Source organism: Acinetobacter sp. YH01024 (assembly GCF_013420195.1).
In the GTDB taxonomy this organism is placed as follows: domain Bacteria; phylum Pseudomonadota; class Gammaproteobacteria; order Pseudomonadales; family Moraxellaceae; genus Acinetobacter; species Acinetobacter amyesii.
Genome location: NZ_VOYQ01000023.1, coordinates 1 through 24,028 on the forward strand (window position 1 = coordinate 1; position 24,028 = coordinate 24,028).

Genomic DNA, 24,028 nt, shown 5'->3' on the forward strand with positions numbered 1-24,028 from the left:
CTGCCATACTGGCAGGGCTTTCAATACTATTGAACACTCTTCAGTTGTTGTCAGAGTATTCGTCTGATGAGCTGAATGCGATTGCTCAGATCGCATTCAATTTATAAAAAATGTGTAGATACCTATGGCCTACAAGGAGAGGGAAACTCCTTTACAAGCCTTATATTGGTTATAAATATTGTGGTATCACATTCATCAAATGATAAACATCAATGACTATCGCGACTGGCGACAGGGATGTCACTATAAGGTAATGGTCACATGGATGTACCTTTTCCCTGAGAAGGATTTTAGTTACTTTGATCCCTCAAAGTAACAATCTGCCTACACAGTAAACTATCATCTCTCAATGAAAAATTGTGGCTGTAAAATCATTAATTGTCTTTTTAAAAAAAGAAGGAGCTCAAATGAGCTCCTCTTTCTACAACAGCAAAACGACAATTAGTCAATTGCAGGTGTATATGTACCGTCAGCGATTGGGCCTTTGATACGATCCGCTTCTGCAAGCACCAGAGCAAGCAAGTTCTTCACGTTGTCTAAAGTCGCTACTGGGCTTAAAGTGGTCATTTTCAATGATTGAACTTGACCTACTTTAGTTACACCAATATTCGCTTCACCACGTGCAAATAATTCATCTGCTACGTTTTGGTTCAATGTATCTAACAATTCAGCTGGGTAACCTTCAGGGATCACACGGAACAATACCGATGCAAATTGCGGATCAACCAGCATTTCTAGACCGTCAGTTGCATTGATATAATCTGCAACATCACGTGTAAGACCTACACCATGATCGATCATCGAACCATAAAGCTCTTCACCTAACGCTTCAACCGTCATCCACAATTTCAACGCGTCAAAACGGCGAGTGGTTTGCAGTGACTTAGATACTAAGTTAGGAACGCCATGCTCTTCATCATAAGCAGAGTTTAAATACTCAGCTTCATAATGCATGAAACGATAGTTCGATTCATCTTTAAGCAAAAATGCGCCACATGAAATCGTTTGGAAGTAATGCTTATGGAAATCAAGCGTTACCGAGTCAGACAGTTCAATACCATCTAACATTGAACGATAGTCATTTGAAAGAATCAGTGCACCGCCCCATGCTGCGTCGATATGCATCCACGCGCCATATTTGTTGGTGATTGCACGCACTTCTTTCAATGGATCAATTGCGCCTGCATCGGTAGTACCCGCAGTTGCAACCACACATGCCACGATCTTACCTTCCGCTTGAAGGTGAGCCATGGTTTTCTCAAGTGCGTCTACATCCATCTGTGCGTTGTCGTTCACAGGAACAGTCACCACAGATTGGAAGCCCATGCCCATCATCGCCATGTTCTTTTGCACAGAGAAGTGTGCGTTTTCAGAACAGATGACTTTGACATTACGCATAGCGTCGCTTGGCACGCCATCACGCTGAACAGACCACGGATTGCCGTTTTCGTCTTTCCAGTTTTTCGCGATACACGCATCACGCGCAAGTAACACACCCATCAAGTTAGACTGTGTACCGCCAGAGGTGAATACACCTGCTTGACCTGCACCGTAGCCCACTTTTTGGCGAAGCCAATCAATCAATTGAACTTCCATCAATGAACCTGCAGGGCTTTGATCCCATGAGTCCATCGATTGGTTTGTTGCGTTAATCAGCACTTCCGCAATTTGGCTAGTGACCATTGTTGGGCAGTGTAAATGCGCTAGAGAATGCGGATGATGCACCTTTAAGCTTTTATTTAAGAAAAGCTCAACCATACGGTCTAGTGATTTTTGTACACCTAAACCTTCTTTAGAAGGATTAAATGCAATAGCGGAGCGAAGCTCTTTAATGCTACCGCCTGTGTACATTTTGTCATTTTGCAACCATGCAGAAACGGCTTTTACCGCTTCGCCCATTGCTGACTGGTAGTCAGCAATGGATTGTGCATCATTGCAGAATAACGCTTTACGATGTTCTGCAAAATCAACCATTATTACGCGCCTCGAGTTGCAACAAGTGCTTCAGCAAGTGCTTTCTTGAAGCGAACGATCACCTCAATACATTCAGCTTGGTTGATGATCAATGGGCAAAGTAAACGAATGACTGTACCGTTACGACCACCTTTTTCTAACAACAATTTGTTGTTGAAACATGCTGCTTGAATTGCTGCTGCCAATTGAGAATCACCTGGTAAAGAACCCATGTGATCTGCTTTTTGACGTTCATCAACAATTTCAACACCAATCATCAAACCACGGCCACGTACGTTACCGATACATGGGAATTCTACCGCTAATTTTTTAATTTCAGCTTGTAAGAAGTCGCCACGCTCTTGTGCGTTTTGAGCCAAGTTTTGTTCTTTGATGGTTTTGATAGTTGCAAGACCAGTACCCATAGCAAGTTGGTTACCACGGAATGTACCCGTGTGACCCGCTGGTTGCCATGCGTCAAACTTACGTTTAATACCTAATACTGCAAGTGGTAAGCTACCACCTACCGCTTTAGACATTACAATGACGTCTGGCTCAATACCTGCATGTTCAAAGGCAAACATTTTACCTGAACGTGCAAAGCCCGCTTGTACTTCATCAAGAATCAACACGATGTTGTGCTTTTCAGTCACTTCGCGGATTTTCTTTAACCATTTTACAGGTGCAGTCACTACACCGCCTTCACCTTGGATTGCTTCCAAGATTACAGCTGCAGGTTTAGTTACACCGCTTTCTACGTCTTCAATGAAGTTTTCGAAATAATACGTTAATGCATCAACACCCGCTTCACCACCAATGCCTAATGGGCAACGGTATTCATGCGGATACGGCATAAATTGAACACCCGGCATTAAGCCGTTTACAGCATTTTTAGCAGACAAGTTACCTGTCATTGCTAAAGAACCGTGAGTCATACCATGGTAACCACCTGAGAAGCTGATTACTGAACTACGACCAGTGTAAGTTTTTGCTAATTTAATTGCTGCTTCTGTACCATCTGCACCAGATGGGCCACAGAACTGTAGACAATACTCTTCTTTACCACCAGGTAATTGCTCAAGTAGTGCTTCAGTAAAAGCATCTTTTAAAGGCGTTGTTAAATCCAAAGTATGCAATGGGAGGCCACTTGCAAGTGTGTCTTGGATACTTTGAATTACCGCAGGATGATTATGGCCTAATGCCAATGTTCCTGCCCCAGCTAAACAATCGAGGTACTCTGTACCTTCAACATCAGTAACCCAACAACCTAAAGCTTTTGCTATCGCAAGTGGAAGTTTACGCGGATAGCTACGAACATTGGATTCCATCTGGCTTTGGCGAGTCAAATAGTATTCGTTAGTAGAATTAGTGGCAGGGTTTACAGAAGAAACGCTCATATCGAATTACCATCTCTGATATGGGTTGAAAGAAATAAGTCGGGTGACTTGCGGTCCTTTGACTCGGTGCTTTATGAGTTTCTAGTTAGCTTTAAAAGCTCTTTGAGTATGGGCTAACTAGGAGGCGGATGATACAGACTTTTTCAAGAAAATAAATCACTTTTATGATCAAATAAAAAGATAATTTAGAGAAAAAACAGATCTATTCCATGGATATCTTGAATTATCATCTTACAGTGTGACAAAACAAAGAAAACCTTTTTATTTTATGCTTTTTTACAACTTATGAATGATTATTGTAATCATCAATTATTTAAACAACTAAGTACTGATTATTTAAATAAATATTCATCAAGCACTACATTTATTTTTCTTGAAAGATTTACAATCCCACCACAGATTTTCCTTTAATCCATCACAATCCCCTTTTAAGATAACAGCATAAGCTAAATTAGTCATTCTGAAAGAAGAATAGGTCATAACAATGCGTAAAATTATCTTATCTACTGTTTTATTAGCATCAGGTTTAGGTTTGGCAGCAGCAACTCAAGCAGCTGACCCACTCAATTACAACATCGTGAACATTCAAGCGGATGCTACTCGCCAAGTGTCGAACGACCAAATGTATGCCGTTTTATATATTGAAAAATCAAATAAACAGCCGGCTGAACTTGCTACCCAAATCAACCAATTAATGACCCAAGCGGTGAACACAGCCCGTAAATACCCTGCGGTAAAAATCGAAACGGGATCTCAAAGCACCTACCCGATTTATGACAATGACAGTCGTAAATTGAAAGAATGGCGTGGTCGTGCTGAAGTTCGTTTAGAAAGTACTGACTTTAAAACTGCTAGCCAATTGGTGAGCGAGTTACAACAAAATTTCCAAACTCAATCCATCAGCTTTAGTGTGTCAGATGCACAGCGTAAAAAAGTTGAAAATGAACTGATGGTTGAAGTATCCAAAAACTTTCAACAACGTGCCCAAGCGCTCGCTCAGGCATGGAATAAATCAGGCTACAACTTGGTTAATATTAATTTAAATACCAGCAATTATGGTGGTCAGCCAGTACCGCGTATGGCGATGATGAAAGCTGCAAGTGCCGATGCTATTCCTGAACAAGAAATGGCAGGTGGTGAATCTAAAATCACGGTCAGTGCAAATGGCTCTATCCAGTTTAAATAATTAAATTCATTTTAAGAAACCGTGCTTTAGCGCGGTTTTTTTGACTATAAATTCCATCTATTCTTTATTTAAATTAAAAAGTCTATTGGCTTAATCAAATTCATAGTTTCAAATGATAATCATCCTTATTTAAATTTATCGCACTCAAGATTATGATACGCGCTCTCTCTCCATTGCTCACACTTTTATGTATAGTTCAAGCAAAAAATCTCTAAAGCTTCAAAACTTCCCGTTATTACCGCTAAGTATTGCCGTAGGTATAAGCATGGTTGCCACTATGGCTTCTGCTGCTGAAAATACAGATACCGCGCAAGCTGATGTTTTACCGACCATCACCATTGAAACTCAAGGGAACTGGCTGGAAAACGCCAATGAAAAAAAGGTGCAAAAGCATGCCGGTGCGCGGACCATTATTGACCGTAAACGCTTAAACGAAAGCGCAGCAACATCTCTAAAAAATGCGTTACGCCAAGTTTCTGGTGTTCAGGTTCAAGAAAATAATGGTACTGGCGGTAGCGATGTTTCATTAAATATTGGCGTTCGAGGATTAACTTCTCGCCTCTCTCCACGTTCAACTGTGTTGATCGATGGCATACCAATGTCATTTGCACCGTATGGCCAACCACAGCTTTCGATGGCGCCTGTCTCTTTAGGAAATATAGAATCTGTTGATGTAGTCCGTGGTGCAGGTTCTGTCCGTTTTGGGCCACAAAATGTCGGCGGTATTATCAACTTTGCCACACGTAGCATTCCTGAAGACTTTAAAGGTACCGTGGCATTAAACTCTGAATATGCAACAGGTACAGATCAGGTAAAATTAGGTCCTAGTCTGTTTGTTGGTGGAACATTAGATAATGGTTTAGGTCTTGCCTTACTTTATTCAGGCACTAAAGGCAACGGTTATCGTGAAGCGAACAATAAAAATGACATTGATGATGTCATGTTAAAAACCGCTTATGACATCACTGATCAGGATAAAATCGCATTAAATTTCCATCACTACGATGGTACAGGTGAAATGCCTGAAGGTTTAAGCGCTGCTGAATTCGAAGTAAATCCATATCAAACGTCGCATTATCGTGACTTTTTCACTGGCCGTCGTTCAGATGTATCCCTACGTTATACACATAAAGACGACACGAACAACTTTGAACTTTTAAGTTATTACATCGATTCATTCCGTACCAGCAACCTTGAATCTACTTTAGCCAATGGCAATCATCGCTTAGATACCTCACCACGTGATTATAAAGTCTTTGCCATTGAGCCACGTTATTCACGTAGCTATAGCTTAGGAAGTACGCTGAATGAAGTGACTGTCGGTTACCGTTATATGGACGAAGAGAGCACCGAGTTCGCAGGCCGTACTGAATACGCAGCAGATGCAGAACCTGGTCAGTTTATAGCACGTACCCGTAGTGAGGGTGGCACCAAAGCACACGCTGCTTATATCGATAACCGTATTGAATTGGGTAAATGGAATATTACACCCGGCGTTCGTTTTGAATCGATTGATACGCAAAACAGTTTTAGTGCCTATAAAAATGGCGTATTACAAAATACTGTTCATCCATCGATCCAATCAGATGAATTTTTGCCAAGTTTAGCTGTCCTGTATAAAGCAACAGACCATTGGAATTTCTTTGCCAATGCCGGTGTCTCTTTTGGTCCACAGCAATATAACCAGTTAGCAACAACACAAGGCACTACAGCGGTCACCACCTTAGATGGCTTACATCCTGAAAAGTCTAATAACTTTGAAATTGGTACCAAATATTTAGGCAATGGTTTGAGCGCTGAATTGACTGCGTTTTATCTAGATTTTGACAAAGAACTGATTTTAGAACGCGATGCTGCAAACAATGGCATATGGACTGATCTTGGTGCTACAAGTCATAAAGGGATCGAAACCGGTTTTAGCTATGACTTTGGACATTTAGCTGACAGTCTCGAAGGCTTGAAAGCCTATGGTAATTACACCTATACAAAAGCGGTTGCTGAAGCAGGTAACTTTAAAGGTAAAGATTTGCCCTTCTATTCACAAAATGTCGCAAACTTTGGCTTAGGCTATAAATATGATGCTTGGTCCATCAATGCTGACATGTACGCACAATCTAAGCAACGTGCTCCAGGTAACCAAGATTCTGGCATCTACCAAACAGAAGAAACGGCAAATGGTAAACTAGGCGATATTCCAGGCTATTCAACTTTCGCTGTGCGTACAGGCTATGACTTTGGCGGTTCGTTACAAGGAGTTAAAGTTGCTGCTGGTATTAAGAACGTCTTTGATAAACAGTATTTCACCCGTTCATCAGATGCAACAGGTGGTAAATATATTGGTCAGCCACGTACCTTCTTCTTACAAACTTCATTCGACTTTTAAACTAGTCTAAATATAAAAATCCCACCGAGTGTGGGATTTTTATTGAATAATACATATGGACATCCATATATTCACATGTAAAGATATGTGCAAATCCATATGTACAGATAAGCATGGAACAGACTGAATTTTTCAAATTACTTGCAGATGAGACTCGTCTGAACATCATCATGCTGTTGGCATGTAAAGGTGAACTCTGCGTCTGCGAACTCACTGAGTCCCTTGAATTAAGCCAACCCAAAATTTCACGTCATTTGGCATTACTGCGTTCATCAGGTGTGCTGAGTGATCAACGTAAAGGTCAATGGGTCTATTACTCCATTCACCCTGCACTGCCTACTTGGTGTACACAAATACTTGATGTCATGCGTCACCAAGAACGATTTAAAGACCTCGATTTAAATTCCCCAAAAAACACGACAACACTGTGTGAAACGCTATGAATTTTTTATTTCTATGTACTGGCAATAGCTGCCGCAGCATTTTATCCGAAGTACTTTTTAACCAGCGTGCCCCTGAAGGTTTCCGTGCCTATAGTGCAGGCAGTAAACCTTCAGGACAAGTCCACCCGTTTACCTTAAAAACCTTACGCAACCTCAATCTACCGACTGAGGGTTTGTCGAGTAAATCCATCGCAGCATGTAAACAATACCAGCCTGATGCGGTAATTACCGTCTGTGGTTCTGCCGCTCAAGAAGCTTGCCCAATTTACTTAGGCTCTGCCATCAAAGCCCACTGGGGCTTAGAAGATCCTTCCCATTTAGAGCTTGCAGATGACATAAAACTTGCAGCATTTTTTGATACCGTGGCGCATATTAACCGCCGTTTAGATGCTTTATTTGCACTCGATTTTAAGCAATTAAGTCGTGAAGAGCTTAACCAAGAAATCCAAAAAATTTCAGAGATCCAATAATGGCTGCTGCAAAACTGTCATTTCTAGACCGCAATTTAACGCTATGGATTTTTATAGCAATGGGGCTAGGCATTGCGATTGGCGTGTATGTTCCAAGTGCTTCAAGGGCTTTAAATCAACTCAATATCGGTGATGTCAATATTGCGATTGCCATTGGTATAATCCTGATGATGTATCCACCTTTGGCTAAAGTGGATTACAAAGCCCTGCCTGAAGTGTTTAAAGATAAACGTACCTTATACCTTTCACTACTTCAAAACTGGTTAATCGCACCTTGCCTGATGTTTATTTTGGCGATCGTGTTTTTACAACACTACCCTGAATACATGACCGGTTTGATTCTGATTGGTTTAGCACGTTGCATTGCGATGGTTCTGGTCTGGAATGATCTCGCTTGTGGGGATAACCAATACGTCGCGGCTTTAGTGGCCTTTAACAGTATTTTCCAAATTGCATTTTTTAGTACCTACGCATGGTTCTTTTTGAGTTTTTTACCGCCTTATTTTGGTATAGAAGCACAAGTGATCCAAGTCAGCTTTTGGACCATCACACATGCAGTATTGGTGTATTTAGGTATTCCCTTCCTGCTCGGTTTCCTGACGCGTGCCATATTGGTAAAACAAAAAGGTCTGGATTGGTATAAAAATCAATTTATACCCAAAATCAGCCCCATCAGTTTAATGGCATTACTCTTTACCATTGTGGTGATGTTTAGCCTCAAAGGTGCAGATGTCTTGAGCCTTCCAATGGATGTACTGCGTATTGGCATTCCCCTCACGATCTACTTTGTGGTGATGTTTTTCATTAGCTTTTTGATGAGCAAATGGATGGGTAATAATTACGCCAAAACCACTGCCATATCCTTTACCGCAGCGGGTAATAATTTTGAACTTGCCCTCGCTGTTGCCATCGCCACCTTTGGTATTGCATCTCCGATTGCATTTACCACGATTATTGGCCCATTGGTTGAAGTCCCTGTGCTAATTGCATTAGTGAGTGTATCGCTATGGTTAAAACGAAAATGGTATAAAGAGAACTAAAATGAAGCTCCCCAATATTCAACTAGATCTACTTGAAACACCGCGTTTTGAACAAGTTCAAGCTAAAGCACTTGAACATCCGCCACGCATTCTGCTGCTATATGGCTCTAACCGTGAACGCTCATTTAGCCGCCTAACGGTATTGGAGGCGGGTCGAATCCTTGAACATTTTGGTGCAGAAGTCAAAATCTTTCATCCTAAAGGTCTTCCTCTGCCTGAAGATGCTGAAACTTCACATCCCAAAGTTCAGGAATTACATGAATTGCTTACATGGTCAGAAGGCATGGTTTGGTGTTCGCCAGAACGACATGGTGCGATGAGCTCTATATTGAAAGCACAAATTGATTGGATTCCTTTAGCGTCAGGTGCCATTCGTGCTACTCAAGGTAAAACGCTGGCGTTAATGCAAGTCAGTGGTGGTTCGCAATCTTTTAATGCTGTTAACCAAATGCGCATCCTTGGGCGTTGGATGCGGATGATCACGATTCCAAATCAATCTTCCGTTGCAAAAGCATTTTTAGAGTTTGATGAAAATGATCGCATGAAACCTTCCTCCTATTACACTCGCATTGTCGATGTGATGGAGGAATTATATAAATTTACCCTACTCACACGTGGTCAATCTGCCTACCTCACAGATCGCTATTCTGAACGAGTTGAAAGTGCGGAAGAGCTCTCTAAACGGGTTAATCAAAAGAACCTTTAATGAAAAACTCCTGCATCTGTGCAGGAGTTTTAGTCTAAAAATTTCATCAACTTTAACTTAAGCCAATAATTTATAAAATAATGTCGTTGAATCTATTGTACCCGTATGGCTCAATACAAATTGCGGAATGATCCCAGCTTTTATATAGTTAAATTTTTCATACAGCCTTTCAGCGAAATCGCCTGTACGCGTATCAAGTACAAGTAATTTCAAGTTCAAGTGTTTTGCTTTATCTTCTGCAAGTGTTAATAGTTGGTGAGCAATGCCTTGCTGACGTACCTTTGGATGCACCATAAGTTTTTCAATCTCAGCACGATGCAGTGCATTGGCTTTGGTGGCACGAACCAATTGTACTGTGCCCACAATTTCACCGCTTTGTAGCGCCGCCCACAAAAAGGTTTTATGCTTTTGAATATCCTTTGTCACAGCAGACAAATATTCATCATAGTGCGACTTAGATTCTTTAGCTAAAAAACCCAGTGATGCACCATCTTGCACACATTGTGCCAATAATTCGCACAGTTGAGCCTGCTCATCTTTTAGATCTTGAATGTTTAAATATTGAATTTCGCTCATATTCTTCTCGTCTTATTACTATTTTTATCGTTATATTCAAATGGCATGCCATAAAAAATCCCGCTCGGAAGCAGGATTTTGATCTTTCAATTTAGTAAATCGACATATGATTGCGATGGATCATTTCAAGTGATCGGGCTTCCCCTAAAACTTGATGAACTTTATCTGAGGCCAAACCTTTAACGATTTCTGCCGAGCGTGAACTGAAGTTTACACGACCGACGGCAACACGATGACCTTGTGTATCGACACATTCCACCACATCACCACGTTCAAAATGCCCTTCAACCGCTTTCACGCCTACAGGTAATAAACTGCGGTGATTATCACGAATGGCTTTGACTGCACCATCATCAATCACTAAACGACCAGCTGTTTGTAAATGTGCAGCTAACCATTGTTGATGGGCTGTGACACGGTCATTATCCGTAATGAATAAGGTACCGAGTAATTCACCGGCCATCACACGTGAAAGCACATTGTCGCTATCGCCGCTCGCAATGACTGTTGGGCAACCTGACTTGGCTGCCAAACGTGCCGCACGAACTTTGGTCAACATACCACCACGACCGAATTTACCGCCGCCGCCAGCCATATCGAATAATGATTCATCCATTGCACGTACTGTATGGAACAGTTTTGCGTCTGGATTGGAACGAGGGTCAGAGTCAAACATGCCTTCTTGGTCAGTTAGAATAACCAAGAGGTCTGCATGAACTTGCCCAGCCACCATCGCAGCTAAAGTATCGTTATCGCCAAAGCGGATTTCATCAGTCGACACTGTGTCATTTTCATTGATCACAGGAATCACACGCCAATCGATCAAATGCTGCAAGGCATCACATGAGTTCAAATAGCGACGACGGTCTGCCAAGTCATCATGTGTTAACAAAACTTGTGCTGTGCGAATCGAACGTTGTTCTAATACGCTAGACCAAGTATGAATTAAGCCCATCTGACCAATGGCAGCACAAGCCTGTAGACTGGGTAGATCTGTGGGTCGGTTGTCCAAATTCATACGAACCATCCCTTCAGCCACAGCACCGGAAGACACAAGAATGATCTCGTGTCCTGCATTGTGTAGTTCTGCAATTTGTCCCGCCCAATGCGAGATTGCATCCAGATCTAACCCTTTTCCGTTTGCTGTGAGTAGTGATGATCCGATTTTAACAACGATACGTTTACAACCCTTGAGCTGACGTTGCCCATCTACCACTTCTATCATCTTGTCCTCAGACTTGTTTGCTTTGACACTTATTCAGCAATTAACGTACGTAGTACGATTCTGCCTCATCATCACCGTCTTCAAATTCATCATCAAAGTCTTCACCTTGACCTGCCAGACGTTGTTGACGACGCATTTCACGATATGCTTCTTTCGCAGCAAGCGTTTGCTCACGTGTTTCAGCTTCAAGCTGATCACGGAACGCTTTAACTTCTGCTGCATATTCAGGATCTTCAGTTTCGCGTTCGCGTTGTTCTTCAATTTGATCCATCAGGTAGTACACAACGTCTTTAGTACCTTCAAACGTTAAACCTGAAGTTTTGAATACAGGGCCTTTCCACTGCAACTCTTCGAGAATGTGATCACACCATTCATCACGCGTTTCAGCCGCCAATTGGTCTACTTTATTGAGTACCAACACAACAGGTAATTTTGAAAGTGTTGGGGAGAATTTTTTCAACTCTTCCAAAATTGCTTTTGCATTGTACGCAGGGTCAGAACCATCAATCGGTTGAACATCTACAATGTGTAATAAAATACGTGTACGAGCCAAGTGTTTCAGGAATCGAATACCTAGACCTGCACCTTCTGCAGCCCCTTCGATTAGACCCGGAATATCCGCCATTACAAATGAACGGTGACTATCGGCATCAACCACACCTAGATTTGGCACCATAGTGGTAAATGGATAATCTGCAACTTTTGGTTTTGCTGCTGAAACTGCACGGATAAAGGTTGATTTACCCGCATTTGGCATACCCAACAAACCAACGTCTGCGAGTACTTTTAATTCAAGACGAATTTCACGAAATTCGCCTTTTGAGCCGTGTGTACATTTACGTGGAGAACGGTTGGTTGAAGATTTGAAGTGAGTATTACCCAAACCACCTTCACCACCTGCTGCCACTAACACACGCTGACCGTCAGCCACTAAGTCGCCGATGATATCGCCAGATTCTGTATCTACAATTGTTGTGCCCACTGGAACAAGCAATACGGTATCTTCACCGCCACGGCCTGAGCAGTTCGCTCCACGACCATTTTTAGCACGTTCTGCACGGAATTTACGTGTATAACGATAATCTACTAGGGTACTTGTGTCGTTGTCGGCTTGAACGTATACGTTACCGCCACGACCACCATCACCACCATCTGGACCACCAAATGGTACGAATTTTTCACGGCGAAAACTGGCTACGCCATTGCCACCGTCGCCAGCCTCTACGGTAATGACTGCTTCATCAACAAAGCGCATGTTTGCCAATCCTCTAAAAACTTTAAAACCGCTTATTCTGCCATATTTTAAAGAATTTCTCGAACAATATTATTCAGCAATACTATAAATTTCATTCATCTTGGTGCTGATGCAAATTTTTTAGGAAAATCCGCACCTCGCTCGAAAATCTTTAGCTCATCATCAAAATACCTTTGATAAATGGCAAACGAATTTCACTCCCCATTTCTGAAAGCTATTTACGTGCATTTTCCTTGGCTTCAATAATTTCAGGCAAGGTTCGTTCAACCCAACCAATCAGATGCATTAACTTTTCTGCAGCCTGCGAGCCCATTAAAGTCAGTTGATATTCAACTTTGGGTGGCACAACTGGATAGACTGTCCGTAAGATAAAACCATCTTGCTCGAGCATTTTCAGCGTTTGAGCCAGCATCTTTTCGCTCACCCCTTCGATACGTTGCTTAAGTTCACTAAAACGGTGTACCCCTTCAGTCAAACAACGTAAAACTAATACTGACCATTTATTGGTGAGATGTTCCAATATTTCTCGAGATGGACAATCAGTGGATAAAACTTGACCTAATAATTTACTTGTAGCGTATGTGTTCATTAAATCTTTCCTCAAAGTCACTAACTTACTTTTTGGTACGTACTTACATTTAGTAAGTTAACAGATTAAGATTCAACCATCAAGATCATTTATTCAACAATCAGAGGGTTTAAATATGAAAATCGCAATTACAGGTGCAACAGGTCAACTAGGCCAATTGGTCCTTAAATTTTTATTGAAAGAAACCGCAGCCGAAAACATCATCGCTTTAGTTCGCTCGCCAGAAAAAGCAGCATCCCTACAAGCTCAAGGCATCGAACTGCGTCATTTTGACTATGACCAACCAGATACACTTGTTCCTGCACTACAAGGTGTCGATAAATTATTACTTATTTCTGCCAATGAAATTGGTCGTCGTACTCCACAACACAAAGCCGTAATTGATGCTGCAGTAGAAGCGAAAGTTCCATATCTTGCTTATACCAGCCTGTTACGTGCAGATACGTCACCATTGGGTTTATCTCAAGAACATCGTGAAACAGAAAGTCTGATTCAAGCTAGTGGTTTAACCTATACCTTCTTACGAAATAACTGGTATGTCGAAAACTATCTTGCTGCTGTAGGGCATGTGGTGGAAACAGGTACCTTATTTGGTGCAGCAAAGGATGGAAAAATTAATGCAGCATCCCGTGCTGACTATGCCGAAGCTGCTGCAAAAGTGCTTACAAGCGCTGGTCATGAGAATAAAACCTATGAACTTGCAAGCTCAGACAGTTTCAACTTGGCACAGCTTGCTGAAACCCTACAGCAAGTTTCAGGTCAAAAGGTTCACTATCAAAATCTAACAGCAGACGACTATACACAAGGTCTATTACAAGCTGGATTACCTGCTGGTCTTGTAGATGTGATCGTCGATGCTGATATCAATAGCATTGACGGTGCAATGCAAAGTGATCGTAAGGACTTGGAACAGTTGCTCGGTCACTCAACCACTACTCTACGCAGTGCTGTTGAAGCTGCTTTAAAATAAGATCGAACCATCAAAAAAGCCCGAATTGATTCGGGCTTTTTGATTTGAATTTCACTTAGGGATGTACATTTTTTATCGGTAAATCCATGTTCATATCTAAATTTGCCTTGGTATTACGCTCTGCGTTATACATCGTGGCATTAAAGGTTGCGATTTTTCGCATGGTCATCGGGTCATTGAGTTTTAGTTGTGGTGCAAACTGATGTACCACATGTAAATCAACTTTTTCATTAAACTCAAAATACACAGGGCCATTAAAATTAATTCGAATAGGAATGTTATAGGTTCTTTTCAAATGAAAAGGCATATCTAACTTGACAGGAATGTCCATTTTTAAAGGAAATTTCGGCACGAGTTTATTTTTAATCACCAAATCCGTGGTCGCCTCAAGCGGCATCGTCTGGTTAATTTGAATATTGGTGGAATAATCAATATCCACAAAGATCGGAACCTCTACACTAAACTGCAAATCTGCCAGATATTTTCCCTTTAAGGGGAGTTGCAGCTTCCGATCCAAAGCAATCTGTGTATCCAACGTCCCAATAGACTGCGTTTGCAAATAATTACCAACGGAAATTTTGGTGGGTAGTGAATGCGACAATTGAATATCAGCATTTTTTGCACGTACTTGCATCGACGCATAAATATTTAAATACAACCAAAATAGTACGGCAACCAATAACGCAACTGCAATAAAACTCAAAATGATGCGCTTCGCCGATTGAAATATCCACATGGCTTACTCCTGAGCTTTCGCTTCAGTTTTGGCATGCTCTCTGTTGAGTCGCATTGTTTTTAGTGGAATTACCAATTCACCCTTTTTAATTTGAACCGGCAACGTATTTTGTACGTCCACTGTCGCTTTCAATGCCGTTTTAATTGGAACATTCAAATTACCTTCAATAGGAATGTTGGTTTTTAAATTTGCATTCAGTGGAATATGTAGGTTTTCTTTCAGTACGGTTTTGACTGGCGCATCAAATTTTAAATGTACTTTTTGCTCCAAAGGCACATTCATATTTACTGGAATATCCAATTATATCGGGATATCACCTTTGAGCGGCAAAGTCACATCCTGCCCCATGACTTTAACTTTCACTTTGGTATTCACAGGTAGGTTTTGATTCACTTTCAAAGTTTCACGCACTGGAATCGTGGTCTTAATCGGGACTTGATTATCAAAATACACCCGTGGCGTCAGCGTTTGAGTTAAGGGAATATTTAAATTTTCATGTATCGGAATTTCAGCATTCACCCTCCCTGTCACGTCCACATCCAAGGCATCATGAATTTTGACTTCGGCTTGTAACGGCTCTTGCAGGTCAATATTGACGTTCTGATTTTCTAGCGGGATATAAATATTAAAGTGCTTAAACACCCAAATGGCGATAAGTACACCACAGAGCGCAGCAAACACAATAAATGCCAATCCACTGAGCATGTGCTTTGCTTGCAAACTAAATTCCTTTTGCTTTTTATTTTTTACAGTCTCATTTTGAACACATTATACAAACCAGTTTGCAATTTTTTGTATTTAATTCTTTAATAATTTCATCAACTTAAAACTTGAAAATTTTAGTCAGCTTTTCATTATAAATGACTCACACTCATCTAACAGTGGCAGAAAAAACAAGAACTTTGATGCTTTTGATCAATCCATTCGTCGTCTATGCCTTAAGTTTTACCCCTGCTCTTTAGATAAAAAAAGAGCCTCAAATGAGGCCCTTTTTTACAGCGTGTACTAATTAAGCATTAGTTTCAGCAGGAACTTTTGGATAGCTTACGCCGCCCATTTGCTCAGCAATACGCAATACTTGGCAGCTATAACCCACTTCATTATCGTACCAAACATAAGCAGTTAAACGGTTACCAGAAGCGATTGTCGCTTGAGCGTCAAACACACCAGCAGTACGTGAACCGATAAAGTCAGACGATACAACTTCAGTTGAGTTTGTATAACCGATTTGACCTTGAAGGTTAGAGTTGATTGAAATTTGGCGAATGTATTCATTCACTTCTTCACGGTCAACATCTTGACCCAAAGTAAGGTTCAAAATTGCAAGAGATACGTTTGGAGTAGGTACACGTACTGAGTTACCAGTCAATTTACCTTGAAGAGCAGGAAGCGCTTTAGCAACTGCTTTAGCAGCACCTGTTTCAGTAATAACCATGTTCAATGTTGCAGCACGGCCACGACGGTCAGCTTTATGGTAGTTGTCGATTAAGTTTTGGTCGTTTGTGAACGAGTGAACTGTTTCAACGTGACCATTGATCACTGTGTACTTGTCATTTAACACTTTAAGTGTTGGTGTGATCGCGTTTGTTGTACAGCTTGCAGCAGAGATGATTGTATCTTCATCAAGGATGTCAGCTTGGTTCACACCGTATACAACGTTCTTCATGTCACCTTTACCAGGTGCAGTTAGAATTACACGTGCAGCGCCAGCGCATTTAAGGTGCTGTGCAAGACCTTCAGAATCACGCCATTTACCTGTGTTATCGATTACAAGTGCATTGTTAATACCGTAAGCAGTGTAATCAACTTCAGATGGGTTAGACGCATAGATCACTTTGATGAAGTTACCGTTAGCAATGATTGCTTCGTTTTCTTCATCAACAGAAATCGTACCTGCGAATGGACCATGAATAGAGTCACGACGTAACAAAGACGCACGTTTTTCTAAGTCACCGTCAGATGATTTACGAACAACGATTGCTTTAAGGTTAAGACCACGGCCTAAACCAGATTGGCTGATCATCAAACGTGCAAGGATACGACCAATACGACCGAAACCGTAAAGTACAACATCACGGTTTTCAACGTTAGTTGCATTGCCTTCAAGTGATTTCACAGCGTCAGCAACGAATGCGTCAACATCACCGCCTTTTTCTTTGAACTCAACAGCAAGTTTGCCAAGATCAATTTCAGCAGTACCGATGTTTTCGATTTTCGCTAAAGCTTCAAGAATTGGGAAAGTGTTCACAACTGAAAGTTCAACGTCAAGTACGCGAGTACGACGATGCGCTTTAAGAATTTGGATAACCGAACGGTTAATTAAAGAACGACCGTATACTGTAGCTACGATGTTTTTTTCACGATATAACTGACCCACTAGGGCAATCATACGTTCCGCGATTTCTTCACGGTTTTTCCAGCGACCTTGGTGCTCTGCATGTAGGGCAACGATAGTGTCTTTGCTCACAGATACGTCCTCTAATTAATTGTAAATCTAAGCATAAATTTCAAAACCCCACAATTGTAATGGAAAACTGAAAATTAATGAATCTAAAAGCAGATTTCGACAAGGTTATTTTGTTATATATTCACTATCAATTTTCAAAATAATCATGATTAGTATTATGATTTTATAGCCGAAAGTTGAAAAACCGGCTTTTTCGCAGATTTTTGTCACAAAATTTCAAATGTAGTTTTATCAACCAGATCTCAGCACATTTAGCTCAAAGATGAACGAATATTTATATTTTTCAAATTGTGCTGTTTTTTTATTTTGCTCAATTTATAGTATTTTTACTGATGTTAAGCTCGTAATAATAATTTCACATTTTTAAATGATTTTTAAAACTATTCGACGGAGTCTTACATCTGAGGTTTGAATCAAGGGTTTAGCCTTCAGCTGGAGGTACTCTTACGAAACGTTGTTTCTCATTTGGCAAAATGAGAAGCATGCTTCGTAAGGAAACAATCTTGCGGAGCAATGCTCCTCACCGCAAAACTCGTTCACTACCGTCAATTTATTCAAAGTATCGCAAAAACATTTTTTATTAGAAGTAACCTTGTCTCAGACAATTGCGGATGACATTACCGCGTATCGTTCTTTTATTTGAATCAAATTACGCCTCTAATGTTACTGCCTAAAATTATTTAAAGTCAGATCTATATTTAAAATTCAGTTAATTTTTCAGATTCTCAGCAAATTTTTCCAGATTAAAATCAAAGAAATTTACACTCAGCTCAAATACTTTCGGTAGTGCATTTAAACCATTCTCTCCAGCACAAATCGCAAAATATCTCCGATCACTAAAAGACTGCACCTTTAAGGCATTTTCACATGGCTCAAAATCGAGATTGACGAGCTGTGACGCATGTTCCTTTAGCAACATTAAAACCTGCATATAAGTTTGTCGCTTTTTTTGCTGCTGCGCTTTTAAAGCATCGGCTTCAAGGCTTTCATAATCCCCTGTTTTCGTCATGCGTTTGGAAAACGCAACATGAGCGCCATTGACGGCTGTATTTTCTACGATTAACTCTGTAGCAAAGATCTTCTGTTGATCCTCGTCCTCGGTCGTCTGCAAGAGCGCTTTCAATGCCGTATGAATTTGCTGTGACTGCTGATGATGAAACTCCCACTCATCTTCGTTTTGAACATGAAAAATTTGAGCACGCCGTTTCAACAAAAGCACCTGCCAAGCCTGTAGTTGAAGTCGCAGTCGCTTCAACTCCAAACTTGCCTCAAACTTAGGGCAACTACTCAAGACGTTTAGACTCGTGATGAGCCGCTGAGATATTTGCATGCTATGGAAAAATACAAAGTCATGCTGTATCTGCTCACTCAGTTGATATTGAACAGTCTGATGTAAGGGCTTCAATATCAATGTATTGAACTGCTGCTCAAAAGCAGGTAAAACCGTTGCCAATTGAATGGCATCCTCTACATGTAGCATTAAAAGCAGATGCTTATCCACCCGTGTATATAATTGCTGCATTAAATTTTGTAGATCTAAATGTATAAAACCTGCAATGGATGCTAGCTTTGACACTTGAATTTTTAATTGTTCTATTTGCTGATTCTCTAAAGCAGTAGTTAAATCTATGGCCACCCCATCAAAAACGTCGTCTGCTAAGGCCTCATTGTGCTTTGTAGATAAAAACCGAATTGCTGAATACTGCGTCGTCCAATCTAAATCAGGCGACAAAATATAAATAAACTCAGATGTATGTACGATTTGTAGATATCGCGTTTTTTGTTCACGCTTTAAATAGTATTTAAAAATCGGATGTTGCCAAATCTCAGATGATTTCGGGATAGAAGCATCAAACACTTGCCCCAACACATGTGACTTTAAGAAAATTTCAATCAAGAAAATTTTGACTTGCTGGGCAGTGAGTTGACGTGCATCACTCGGCGCAATCAAATCCATTTCACGAATGATTTGTGCGGCATTTAAAATGAAATGCAGATGTAATACGTTTTTTTTTTGCTGTAATTCAAAATCTTCTTCGGCATCTATTTTATTGATATAGGCTAGGTTTTCTTCTAATTTTTGCGCAACTTGAATACTCATTGTCAATATTCGAAGTTCTTCGAGCTGTGTTGCCAAATACTGTGCATGCTCACGCATGACATCATATTTTAGTACTTTCATCAGCATGCCCAAATTCATCGGTACATCTCTTTGATACGACTGTGATGAAGACTCCCAACGAATACCTTTTTGCGATAACACCTGCTGTATCTGTGCTAAATTGGATTGATCAAGATCAGTGCATACTTCAGATACAATACTCCGCCAATGCTGATCCAACACAGGCTCTAGCTGTAAAAGTTTAGCGCTTTGATGAAATGGGACAACCACTGACTGCTTCCTGTATCTTGGTTCTTTAATCGATCTTTTATCGATTTCAGTTTATTTTTATCTAAAATAAATATTTTTGTACACCATCATTCAATGCTGTTCTTCCTAAACAATAAATTGAATCATGGCGTGTTTTAGTTTTCTAAGTTTAAGATTTTATTAAAAAACAGCAAGCATTAATTGTAAACTGATCAATTTATCGTACCAATATTCTCAGTCTAAGAATCGATTCGATCATTTAACGCTTTTACATTTTTTGCTAGCGCACGTTCATTTTGCTTTTGTTTAAACAGATGCAAAACACCCTCTATCACCAATAACAATACCGCACCCCAAATTGGAATATAGGTCAGCCATTCTTCGGCTTCTACTCGCTCCCCCAATGCGATGGATGCAAAAGCTAACAACACGGGTTCTAAATAACTCAACAAACCAAAAATCACAAATGGCAAATAACGACTCGCCAACATATAGCTACCTAAGCCAAGCGCACTCAGAAAACCCAGTCCTAAAACCGCCAAAATCAGATGCGGGAATAACGACATCAGCGCTAAACTATCGCTATGAATAAATCCTAAATAAAATGCTACAGGCAGAATTAAGCAAAGATCCCACCAAAAACCACCCAAATGATCGGTTTTAAAGGTACGACGTAAAAAGAAATAAATCGGATAAGCCACAGCGACATAGACAGTTTCCCACGCGATACTGCCAATACGCCAAATTTCGTGGCCGACCCCTAAAATTGCCAGTGCCACGGCAGCCATCTGCCATTTAGACAGCTTTTCTTTATACAGTACACATCCAACCAGAACCATCACTAAGGGCAATAGAAAATACCCTAAAGATACTTCTAGCCCTCGGCCATTAATTGGTCCCCACAAAAACAACCAAAGCTGTGTAGTACATAAAAATGAACTAATGATTAACCAAATGAGAAAGATCGGCTGCTTAACCACTCGCCAAAAAATTTCACTAACTTTGTTTAAATCTTTCATCCACCACATAAATAAGGTTAAAAATGGCAAGGTCGCTAACATGCGCCATGCAAAAGTTTGCTCGCTATCTAGAGGTTTTAAAAAGATGGTAAAGAAATACAAAATACCAAAAGTGACCGATGCCAATACAGACAATGCAACGCCTTTATACATCTTTCACTCCAGTCAAAATGACTACATAATCTTGATATTTTGCTTGATCAATCAAGCTTCTCACCTGGACATTCTAGCAAATAAAAAACCATGCACAGGCATGGTTTTTTAGCATTTGTTCAATTATTTAGGTTTTAGGTTTCACTGTCTGCTTGGTATGAATAATATCTGATAAGTCATAACCGACAGATTGAGCATAATTTAGATATTCCTGAATCACTTCCTGATCTGGATGAGCCGAACGAGATAGCACCCACATATATTTACGACGGGGTTCACCCACCAAGACTGTTTGATAGTCTTCATCGGCTTTGAGTACCCAATAATCACCACGCCCCACAGGCAACCAACGAATGGCTTCTGGTAAGAAACTAACTTTTAATTTCGTGTTAAACGGTGCATTTTGTACAAATGCCTCGCCTATTGATTGCTTCTTGGTGCCATCTTTCGATACACAGCGATTATTGACATTAATATTGCCGTTTTCATTTAAGGTATAGACCGCAGTAACATCACGGTCACAGCTTTTTTGAAAGACTAAAGGCTTACGAGTAACTTCATACCACATACCTAAATAACGATCGAGCTCGACTTTTTCCACAGTCTGTAAAGGTTTCGTCTGTGCATAAGCCATTGTGGCTGCACCCAAACCAATTAACACTGCTGCACCAAGTGCAATTTTTGCGAGCTTAAAACCAGCTTTCGGAAGATTCGTTGTTGTCATTTTTATGCCTCATTTCGATGCAAAACATTCGATGAAAATTAAGTAATTCTTTCTCTCGTGTTTTTACTCTAGCGGAAAAAATTGCTCTAAAAATCATTTTCTTGTCTGAATTATGTATGTAATTCAGACAATATTCCGCATCTTGTCTAACAAAATTATGAAATCATCTGTGCTTTTAAACGCAAGATTTCATCACGTAATCGAGCAGCTTGTTCAAACTGCAAATCTTTCGATGCTTTCAGCATTTCTTTTTCCAGCTTGTTCATATGTTTTGCTAAAAGTTTTGGATCAGACATCAAATGACGTTCATCTGCAGTTAATGCCTTAGCCTGATCTGAAATTTTTGCATCGATTTCATCATCTGTCAGCACTTCACCTGTATCAATATCATTGACGTTTTGACGCACTGCACTTCGTGGCGTAATGCCATGCTCAAGGTTAAATGCAATTTGTAAATTACGACGACGATCCGTTTCATCAATGGCTTTTTGCATGGAGTCGGTCATACGATCTGCATATAAAATCGCTTTACCGTTTAAGTTACGCGCTGCACGACCAATGGTTTGAATCAAAGAACGCTCAGAACGTAAAAACCCCTCTTTGTCAGCATCTAAGATGGCGACTAAAGACACCTCTGGCATATCTAAGCCTTCACGCAGCAAGTTAATCCCAACAATTGCATCGTATACACCTGAACGCAATTCATGAATAATTTTAGTTCGTTCAACAGTGTCGATATCTGAATGTAAATAAGCGACCTTAATACCATATTCTTTCAAATATGAAGTTAAATCTTCTGCCATACGTTTGGTTAATGTCGTAACCAATACACGCTCATTTAAGTTTTTACGATTATTAATTTCTGACAATACATCATCCACTTGCGTTAACACTGGACGAATTTCAATTTCAGGGTCGACCAAACCTGTGGGTCGAACCACTTGCTCAACGACTTGTTCAGACTTTTCCATTTCATAATGTGCAGGCGTTGCACTGACATAAATGGTCGAAGGAATAATCCGCTCCCATTCTTCAAATTTCATTGGCCGGTTATCAAGCGCACTTGGTAAACGAAAACCGTAATTGACCAAATTTTCTTTACGTGAACGGTCACCTTTATACATAGCCCCAATTTGCGGAACGGTAACGTGCGATTCATCAATGATTAATAAAGCATCATCAGGTACATAATCAAACAAAGTCGGAGGTGCTTCACCTGAGGGACGACCTGACAAATGCCGTGAGTAGTTTTCAATACCATTGGTATAGCCAAGCTGCTGCATCATCTCTAAGTCATAACGTGTTCGCTGTTCGATACGCTGTGCTTCGAGTAATTTATCATTGGCGCGGAAAAAGCCGAGTCGTTCAGTTAATTCTTCTCGAATAGTCCCAATTGCACGCTGCAAGTTATCTTTAGGCGTCACGTAATGGCTCTTTGGATAAATCGTAATACGTGGCACTTTACGGACTAGCTTGCCCGTCAATGGGTCAAACCATCGAACTGAATCAACTTCATCATCAAACAACTCAATTCGAATGGCATTTTGATCCGATTCTGCAGGGAAAATATCAATAATTTCACCACGGATACGGTATGTGCCACGTAGGAATTCGAGTTCATTTCGGGTGTATTGCATTTCCACCAAACGACGAATGATGTCATCACGGCTGATACGGTCACCTTCCACGATATGCAAAAGCATACTCATATAGGCATTCGGGTCACCTAGACCATAAATGGCTGAAACTGACGCTACAATAATTGCATCACGACGTTCTAATAATGCTCGGGTTGCCGAAAGACGCATTTGGTCAATGTGATCATTAATCGATGAGTCTTTTTCAATAAAGGTATCTGAAGATGGCACATAGGCTTCGGGCTGATAATAGTCATAATAACTGACGAAATATTCCACAGCATTATGCGGAAAGAAGGCTTTAAACTCACCATAAAGCTGCGCAGCCAAAGTTTTGTTATGCGCCATAATAATCGTTGGACGTTGCGTGCGAGCGATCACATTTGCCATGGTATAGGTTTTACCCGAACCAGTTACCCCTAAAAGCAACTGGTCATGCATTCCTTTCTCAATCCCCTTGACCAATTTCTCAATCGCTTGAGGCTGATCACCTGCGGGCTGATATTGTGTTACCAGTTCAAAAGGCTGTTCCTGCATCACACTCTTCTTCAACAGTTTTTATAGGGCTTTATTATGAGGGCAAAGTTGCACAAAACAATGCTAAATTTATGTAAAAAGCCAAAGTCACATACAGACAGAAGTAATCTTTATTTAGTATAAGTTTCTAGATTTTTTCATCATCTTCAAAATTATAAAGCACCTAATTGAGCCAATTTTTTTCGAAGAAA

General features: G+C 40.5%; 19 protein-coding genes and 1 pseudogene. 7 read left to right on the plus strand and 13 right to left on the minus strand.

What is annotated here, in order from left to right; translation table 11 throughout:
• Positions 1-441: 441 nt before the first annotated feature.
• Both FTT88_RS10780 and FTT88_RS10785 read right to left on the minus strand, forming a co-directional pair.
• Complete coding sequence (locus tag FTT88_RS10780; RefSeq protein WP_180173910.1) at positions 442-1,974, minus strand: aspartate aminotransferase family protein; 1,533 nt, start codon at positions 1,972-1,974, stop codon at positions 442-444.
• A 2-nt stretch (positions 1,975-1,976) separates the two neighbouring features.
• Complete coding sequence (locus tag FTT88_RS10785; protein WP_168379196.1) at positions 1,977-3,350, minus strand: diaminobutyrate--2-oxoglutarate transaminase; 1,374 nt, start codon at positions 3,348-3,350, stop codon at positions 1,977-1,979.
• A gap of 484 nt (positions 3,351-3,834) precedes the next feature.
• Here FTT88_RS10785 and FTT88_RS10790 point away from each other — a divergent pair, with 484 nt between their 5' ends.
• The 6 genes from FTT88_RS10790 to arsH all read left to right on the plus strand — a co-directional run bounded on the left by FTT88_RS10790 (position 3,835) and on the right by arsH (position 9,578).
• A complete protein-coding gene (locus tag FTT88_RS10790; RefSeq protein WP_180040632.1) occupies positions 3,835-4,536 on the plus strand; it encodes an SIMPL domain-containing protein in 702 nt (233 codons plus the stop codon).
• 187 nt (positions 4,537-4,723) lie between these two features.
• Entirely contained in the window at positions 4,724-6,919 is a 2,196-nt protein-coding gene (locus FTT88_RS10795) for a TonB-dependent siderophore receptor (protein ID WP_180173911.1), read from the plus strand.
• 113 nt (positions 6,920-7,032) lie between these two features.
• Positions 7,033-7,362 carry a metalloregulator ArsR/SmtB family transcription factor gene (locus FTT88_RS10800; protein WP_168379193.1) on the plus strand — a complete coding sequence of 110 codons (330 nt, stop codon included), beginning with the start codon at positions 7,033-7,035 and terminating at the stop codon, positions 7,360-7,362.
• Entirely contained in the window at positions 7,359-7,832 is a 474-nt protein-coding gene (locus FTT88_RS10805) for an arsenate reductase ArsC (protein WP_180022805.1), read from the plus strand. The genes FTT88_RS10800 and FTT88_RS10805 overlap by 4 nt, the downstream gene beginning before the upstream one ends.
• Positions 7,832-8,872 carry an ACR3 family arsenite efflux transporter gene (gene arsB, locus FTT88_RS10810; protein ID WP_180022806.1) on the plus strand — a complete coding sequence of 347 codons (1,041 nt, stop codon included), beginning with the start codon at positions 7,832-7,834 and terminating at the stop codon, positions 8,870-8,872. Before FTT88_RS10805 ends, arsB begins: the two co-directional genes overlap by 1 nt.
• Position 8,873: 1 nt before the next feature.
• The gene (gene arsH / locus FTT88_RS10815) at positions 8,874-9,578 is read left to right on the plus strand and encodes an arsenical resistance protein ArsH (RefSeq protein ID WP_168379190.1); all 705 of its coding nucleotides are present in this window, start codon (positions 8,874-8,876) and stop codon (positions 9,576-9,578) included.
• A gap of 57 nt (positions 9,579-9,635) precedes the next feature.
• Here arsH and FTT88_RS10820 read toward each other — a convergent pair whose 3' ends face one another.
• The 4 genes from FTT88_RS10820 to FTT88_RS10835 all read right to left on the minus strand — a co-directional run bounded on the left by FTT88_RS10820 (position 9,636) and on the right by FTT88_RS10835 (position 13,223).
• A complete protein-coding gene (locus tag FTT88_RS10820; RefSeq protein WP_180173912.1) occupies positions 9,636-10,154 on the minus strand; it encodes a GNAT family N-acetyltransferase in 519 nt (172 codons plus the stop codon).
• Positions 10,155-10,245: 91 nt separating this feature from the next.
• Positions 10,246-11,379 (minus strand): glutamate 5-kinase, encoded by a 1,134-nt coding sequence (gene proB / locus FTT88_RS10825; RefSeq protein WP_078190202.1) that lies wholly within the window; start codon positions 11,377-11,379, stop codon positions 10,246-10,248.
• Positions 11,380-11,419: 40 nt separating this feature from the next.
• Positions 11,420-12,634, minus strand: coding sequence for an Obg family GTPase CgtA (gene cgtA / locus FTT88_RS10830; RefSeq protein WP_180022810.1), 1,215 nt, complete (start codon positions 12,632-12,634; stop codon positions 11,420-11,422).
• A 214-nt stretch (positions 12,635-12,848) separates the two neighbouring features.
• On the minus strand, positions 12,849-13,223 hold the full coding sequence (locus FTT88_RS10835; RefSeq protein WP_078191873.1) for a helix-turn-helix domain-containing protein: 375 nt from the start codon (positions 13,221-13,223) through the stop codon (positions 12,849-12,851).
• 115 nt (positions 13,224-13,338) lie between these two features.
• Here FTT88_RS10835 and FTT88_RS10840 point away from each other — a divergent pair, with 115 nt between their 5' ends.
• Positions 13,339-14,193 (plus strand): SDR family oxidoreductase, encoded by an 855-nt coding sequence (locus tag FTT88_RS10840; RefSeq protein ID WP_180173913.1) that lies wholly within the window; start codon positions 13,339-13,341, stop codon positions 14,191-14,193.
• 55 nt (positions 14,194-14,248) lie between these two features.
• Here FTT88_RS10840 and FTT88_RS10845 read toward each other — a convergent pair whose 3' ends face one another.
• From FTT88_RS10845 to uvrB, 7 genes and pseudogenes are all read right to left on the minus strand, one after another.
• On the minus strand, positions 14,249-14,929 hold the full coding sequence (locus tag FTT88_RS10845) for a hypothetical protein (RefSeq protein WP_180173914.1): 681 nt from the start codon (positions 14,927-14,929) through the stop codon (positions 14,249-14,251).
• 3 nt (positions 14,930-14,932) lie between these two features.
• Positions 14,933-15,634: pseudogene (locus FTT88_RS10850) on the minus strand (MFS transporter).
• Positions 15,635-15,938: 304 nt separating this feature from the next.
• Complete coding sequence (locus tag FTT88_RS10855; RefSeq protein WP_111885541.1) at positions 15,939-17,396, minus strand: glyceraldehyde-3-phosphate dehydrogenase; 1,458 nt, start codon at positions 17,394-17,396, stop codon at positions 15,939-15,941.
• Between the two features lie 709 nt (positions 17,397-18,105).
• Entirely contained in the window at positions 18,106-19,788 is a 1,683-nt protein-coding gene (locus FTT88_RS10860; RefSeq protein WP_180173915.1) for a hypothetical protein, read from the minus strand.
• A 218-nt stretch (positions 19,789-20,006) separates the two neighbouring features.
• Complete coding sequence (rarD, locus tag FTT88_RS10865) at positions 20,007-20,939, minus strand: EamA family transporter RarD (protein ID WP_180135038.1); 933 nt, start codon at positions 20,937-20,939, stop codon at positions 20,007-20,009.
• Positions 20,940-21,066: 127 nt separating this feature from the next.
• The gene (locus FTT88_RS10870) at positions 21,067-21,663 is read right to left on the minus strand and encodes a lipocalin family protein (protein ID WP_180173916.1); all 597 of its coding nucleotides are present in this window, start codon (positions 21,661-21,663) and stop codon (positions 21,067-21,069) included.
• A 155-nt stretch (positions 21,664-21,818) separates the two neighbouring features.
• Entirely contained in the window at positions 21,819-23,840 is a 2,022-nt protein-coding gene (gene uvrB, locus FTT88_RS10875) for an excinuclease ABC subunit UvrB (RefSeq protein WP_168379183.1), read from the minus strand.
• Between the last annotated feature and the right edge of the window lie 188 nt (positions 23,841-24,028).

Excerpts from the sequence above, each read along its gene's own strand:
- FTT88_RS10785 (WP_168379196.1), bottom strand. The coding sequence starts at position 3,350 with ATGAGCGTTTCTTCTGTAAACCCTGCCACTAATTCTACTAACGAATAC.
- FTT88_RS10800 (WP_168379193.1), top strand. The coding sequence starts at position 7,033 with ATGGAACAGACTGAATTTTTCAAATTACTTGCAGATGAGACTCGTCTG.
- FTT88_RS10840 (WP_180173913.1), top strand. The coding sequence starts at position 13,339 with ATGAAAATCGCAATTACAGGTGCAACAGGTCAACTAGGCCAATTGGTC.
- FTT88_RS10780 (WP_180173910.1), bottom strand. The coding sequence starts at position 1,974 with ATGGTTGATTTTGCAGAACATCGTAAAGCGTTATTCTGCAATGATGCA.
- rarD (WP_180135038.1), bottom strand. The coding sequence starts at position 20,939 with ATGTATAAAGGCGTTGCATTGTCTGTATTGGCATCGGTCACTTTTGGT.
- FTT88_RS10790 (WP_180040632.1), top strand. The coding sequence starts at position 3,835 with ATGCGTAAAATTATCTTATCTACTGTTTTATTAGCATCAGGTTTAGGT.
- FTT88_RS10835 (WP_078191873.1), bottom strand. The coding sequence starts at position 13,223 with ATGAACACATACGCTACAAGTAAATTATTAGGTCAAGTTTTATCCACT.
- FTT88_RS10805 (WP_180022805.1), top strand. The coding sequence starts at position 7,359 with ATGAATTTTTTATTTCTATGTACTGGCAATAGCTGCCGCAGCATTTTA.
- FTT88_RS10870 (WP_180173916.1), bottom strand. The coding sequence starts at position 21,663 with ATGACAACAACGAATCTTCCGAAAGCTGGTTTTAAGCTCGCAAAAATT.
- FTT88_RS10820 (WP_180173912.1), bottom strand. The coding sequence starts at position 10,154 with ATGAGCGAAATTCAATATTTAAACATTCAAGATCTAAAAGATGAGCAG.
- FTT88_RS10795 (WP_180173911.1), top strand. The coding sequence starts at position 4,724 with ATGTATAGTTCAAGCAAAAAATCTCTAAAGCTTCAAAACTTCCCGTTA.
- arsH (WP_168379190.1), top strand. The coding sequence starts at position 8,874 with ATGAAGCTCCCCAATATTCAACTAGATCTACTTGAAACACCGCGTTTT.
- FTT88_RS10845 (WP_180173914.1), bottom strand. The coding sequence starts at position 14,929 with ATGTGGATATTTCAATCGGCGAAGCGCATCATTTTGAGTTTTATTGCA.
- arsB (WP_180022806.1), top strand. The coding sequence starts at position 7,832 with ATGGCTGCTGCAAAACTGTCATTTCTAGACCGCAATTTAACGCTATGG.
- cgtA (WP_180022810.1), bottom strand. The coding sequence starts at position 12,634 with ATGCGCTTTGTTGATGAAGCAGTCATTACCGTAGAGGCTGGCGACGGT.
- proB (WP_078190202.1), bottom strand. The coding sequence starts at position 11,379 with ATGATAGAAGTGGTAGATGGGCAACGTCAGCTCAAGGGTTGTAAACGT.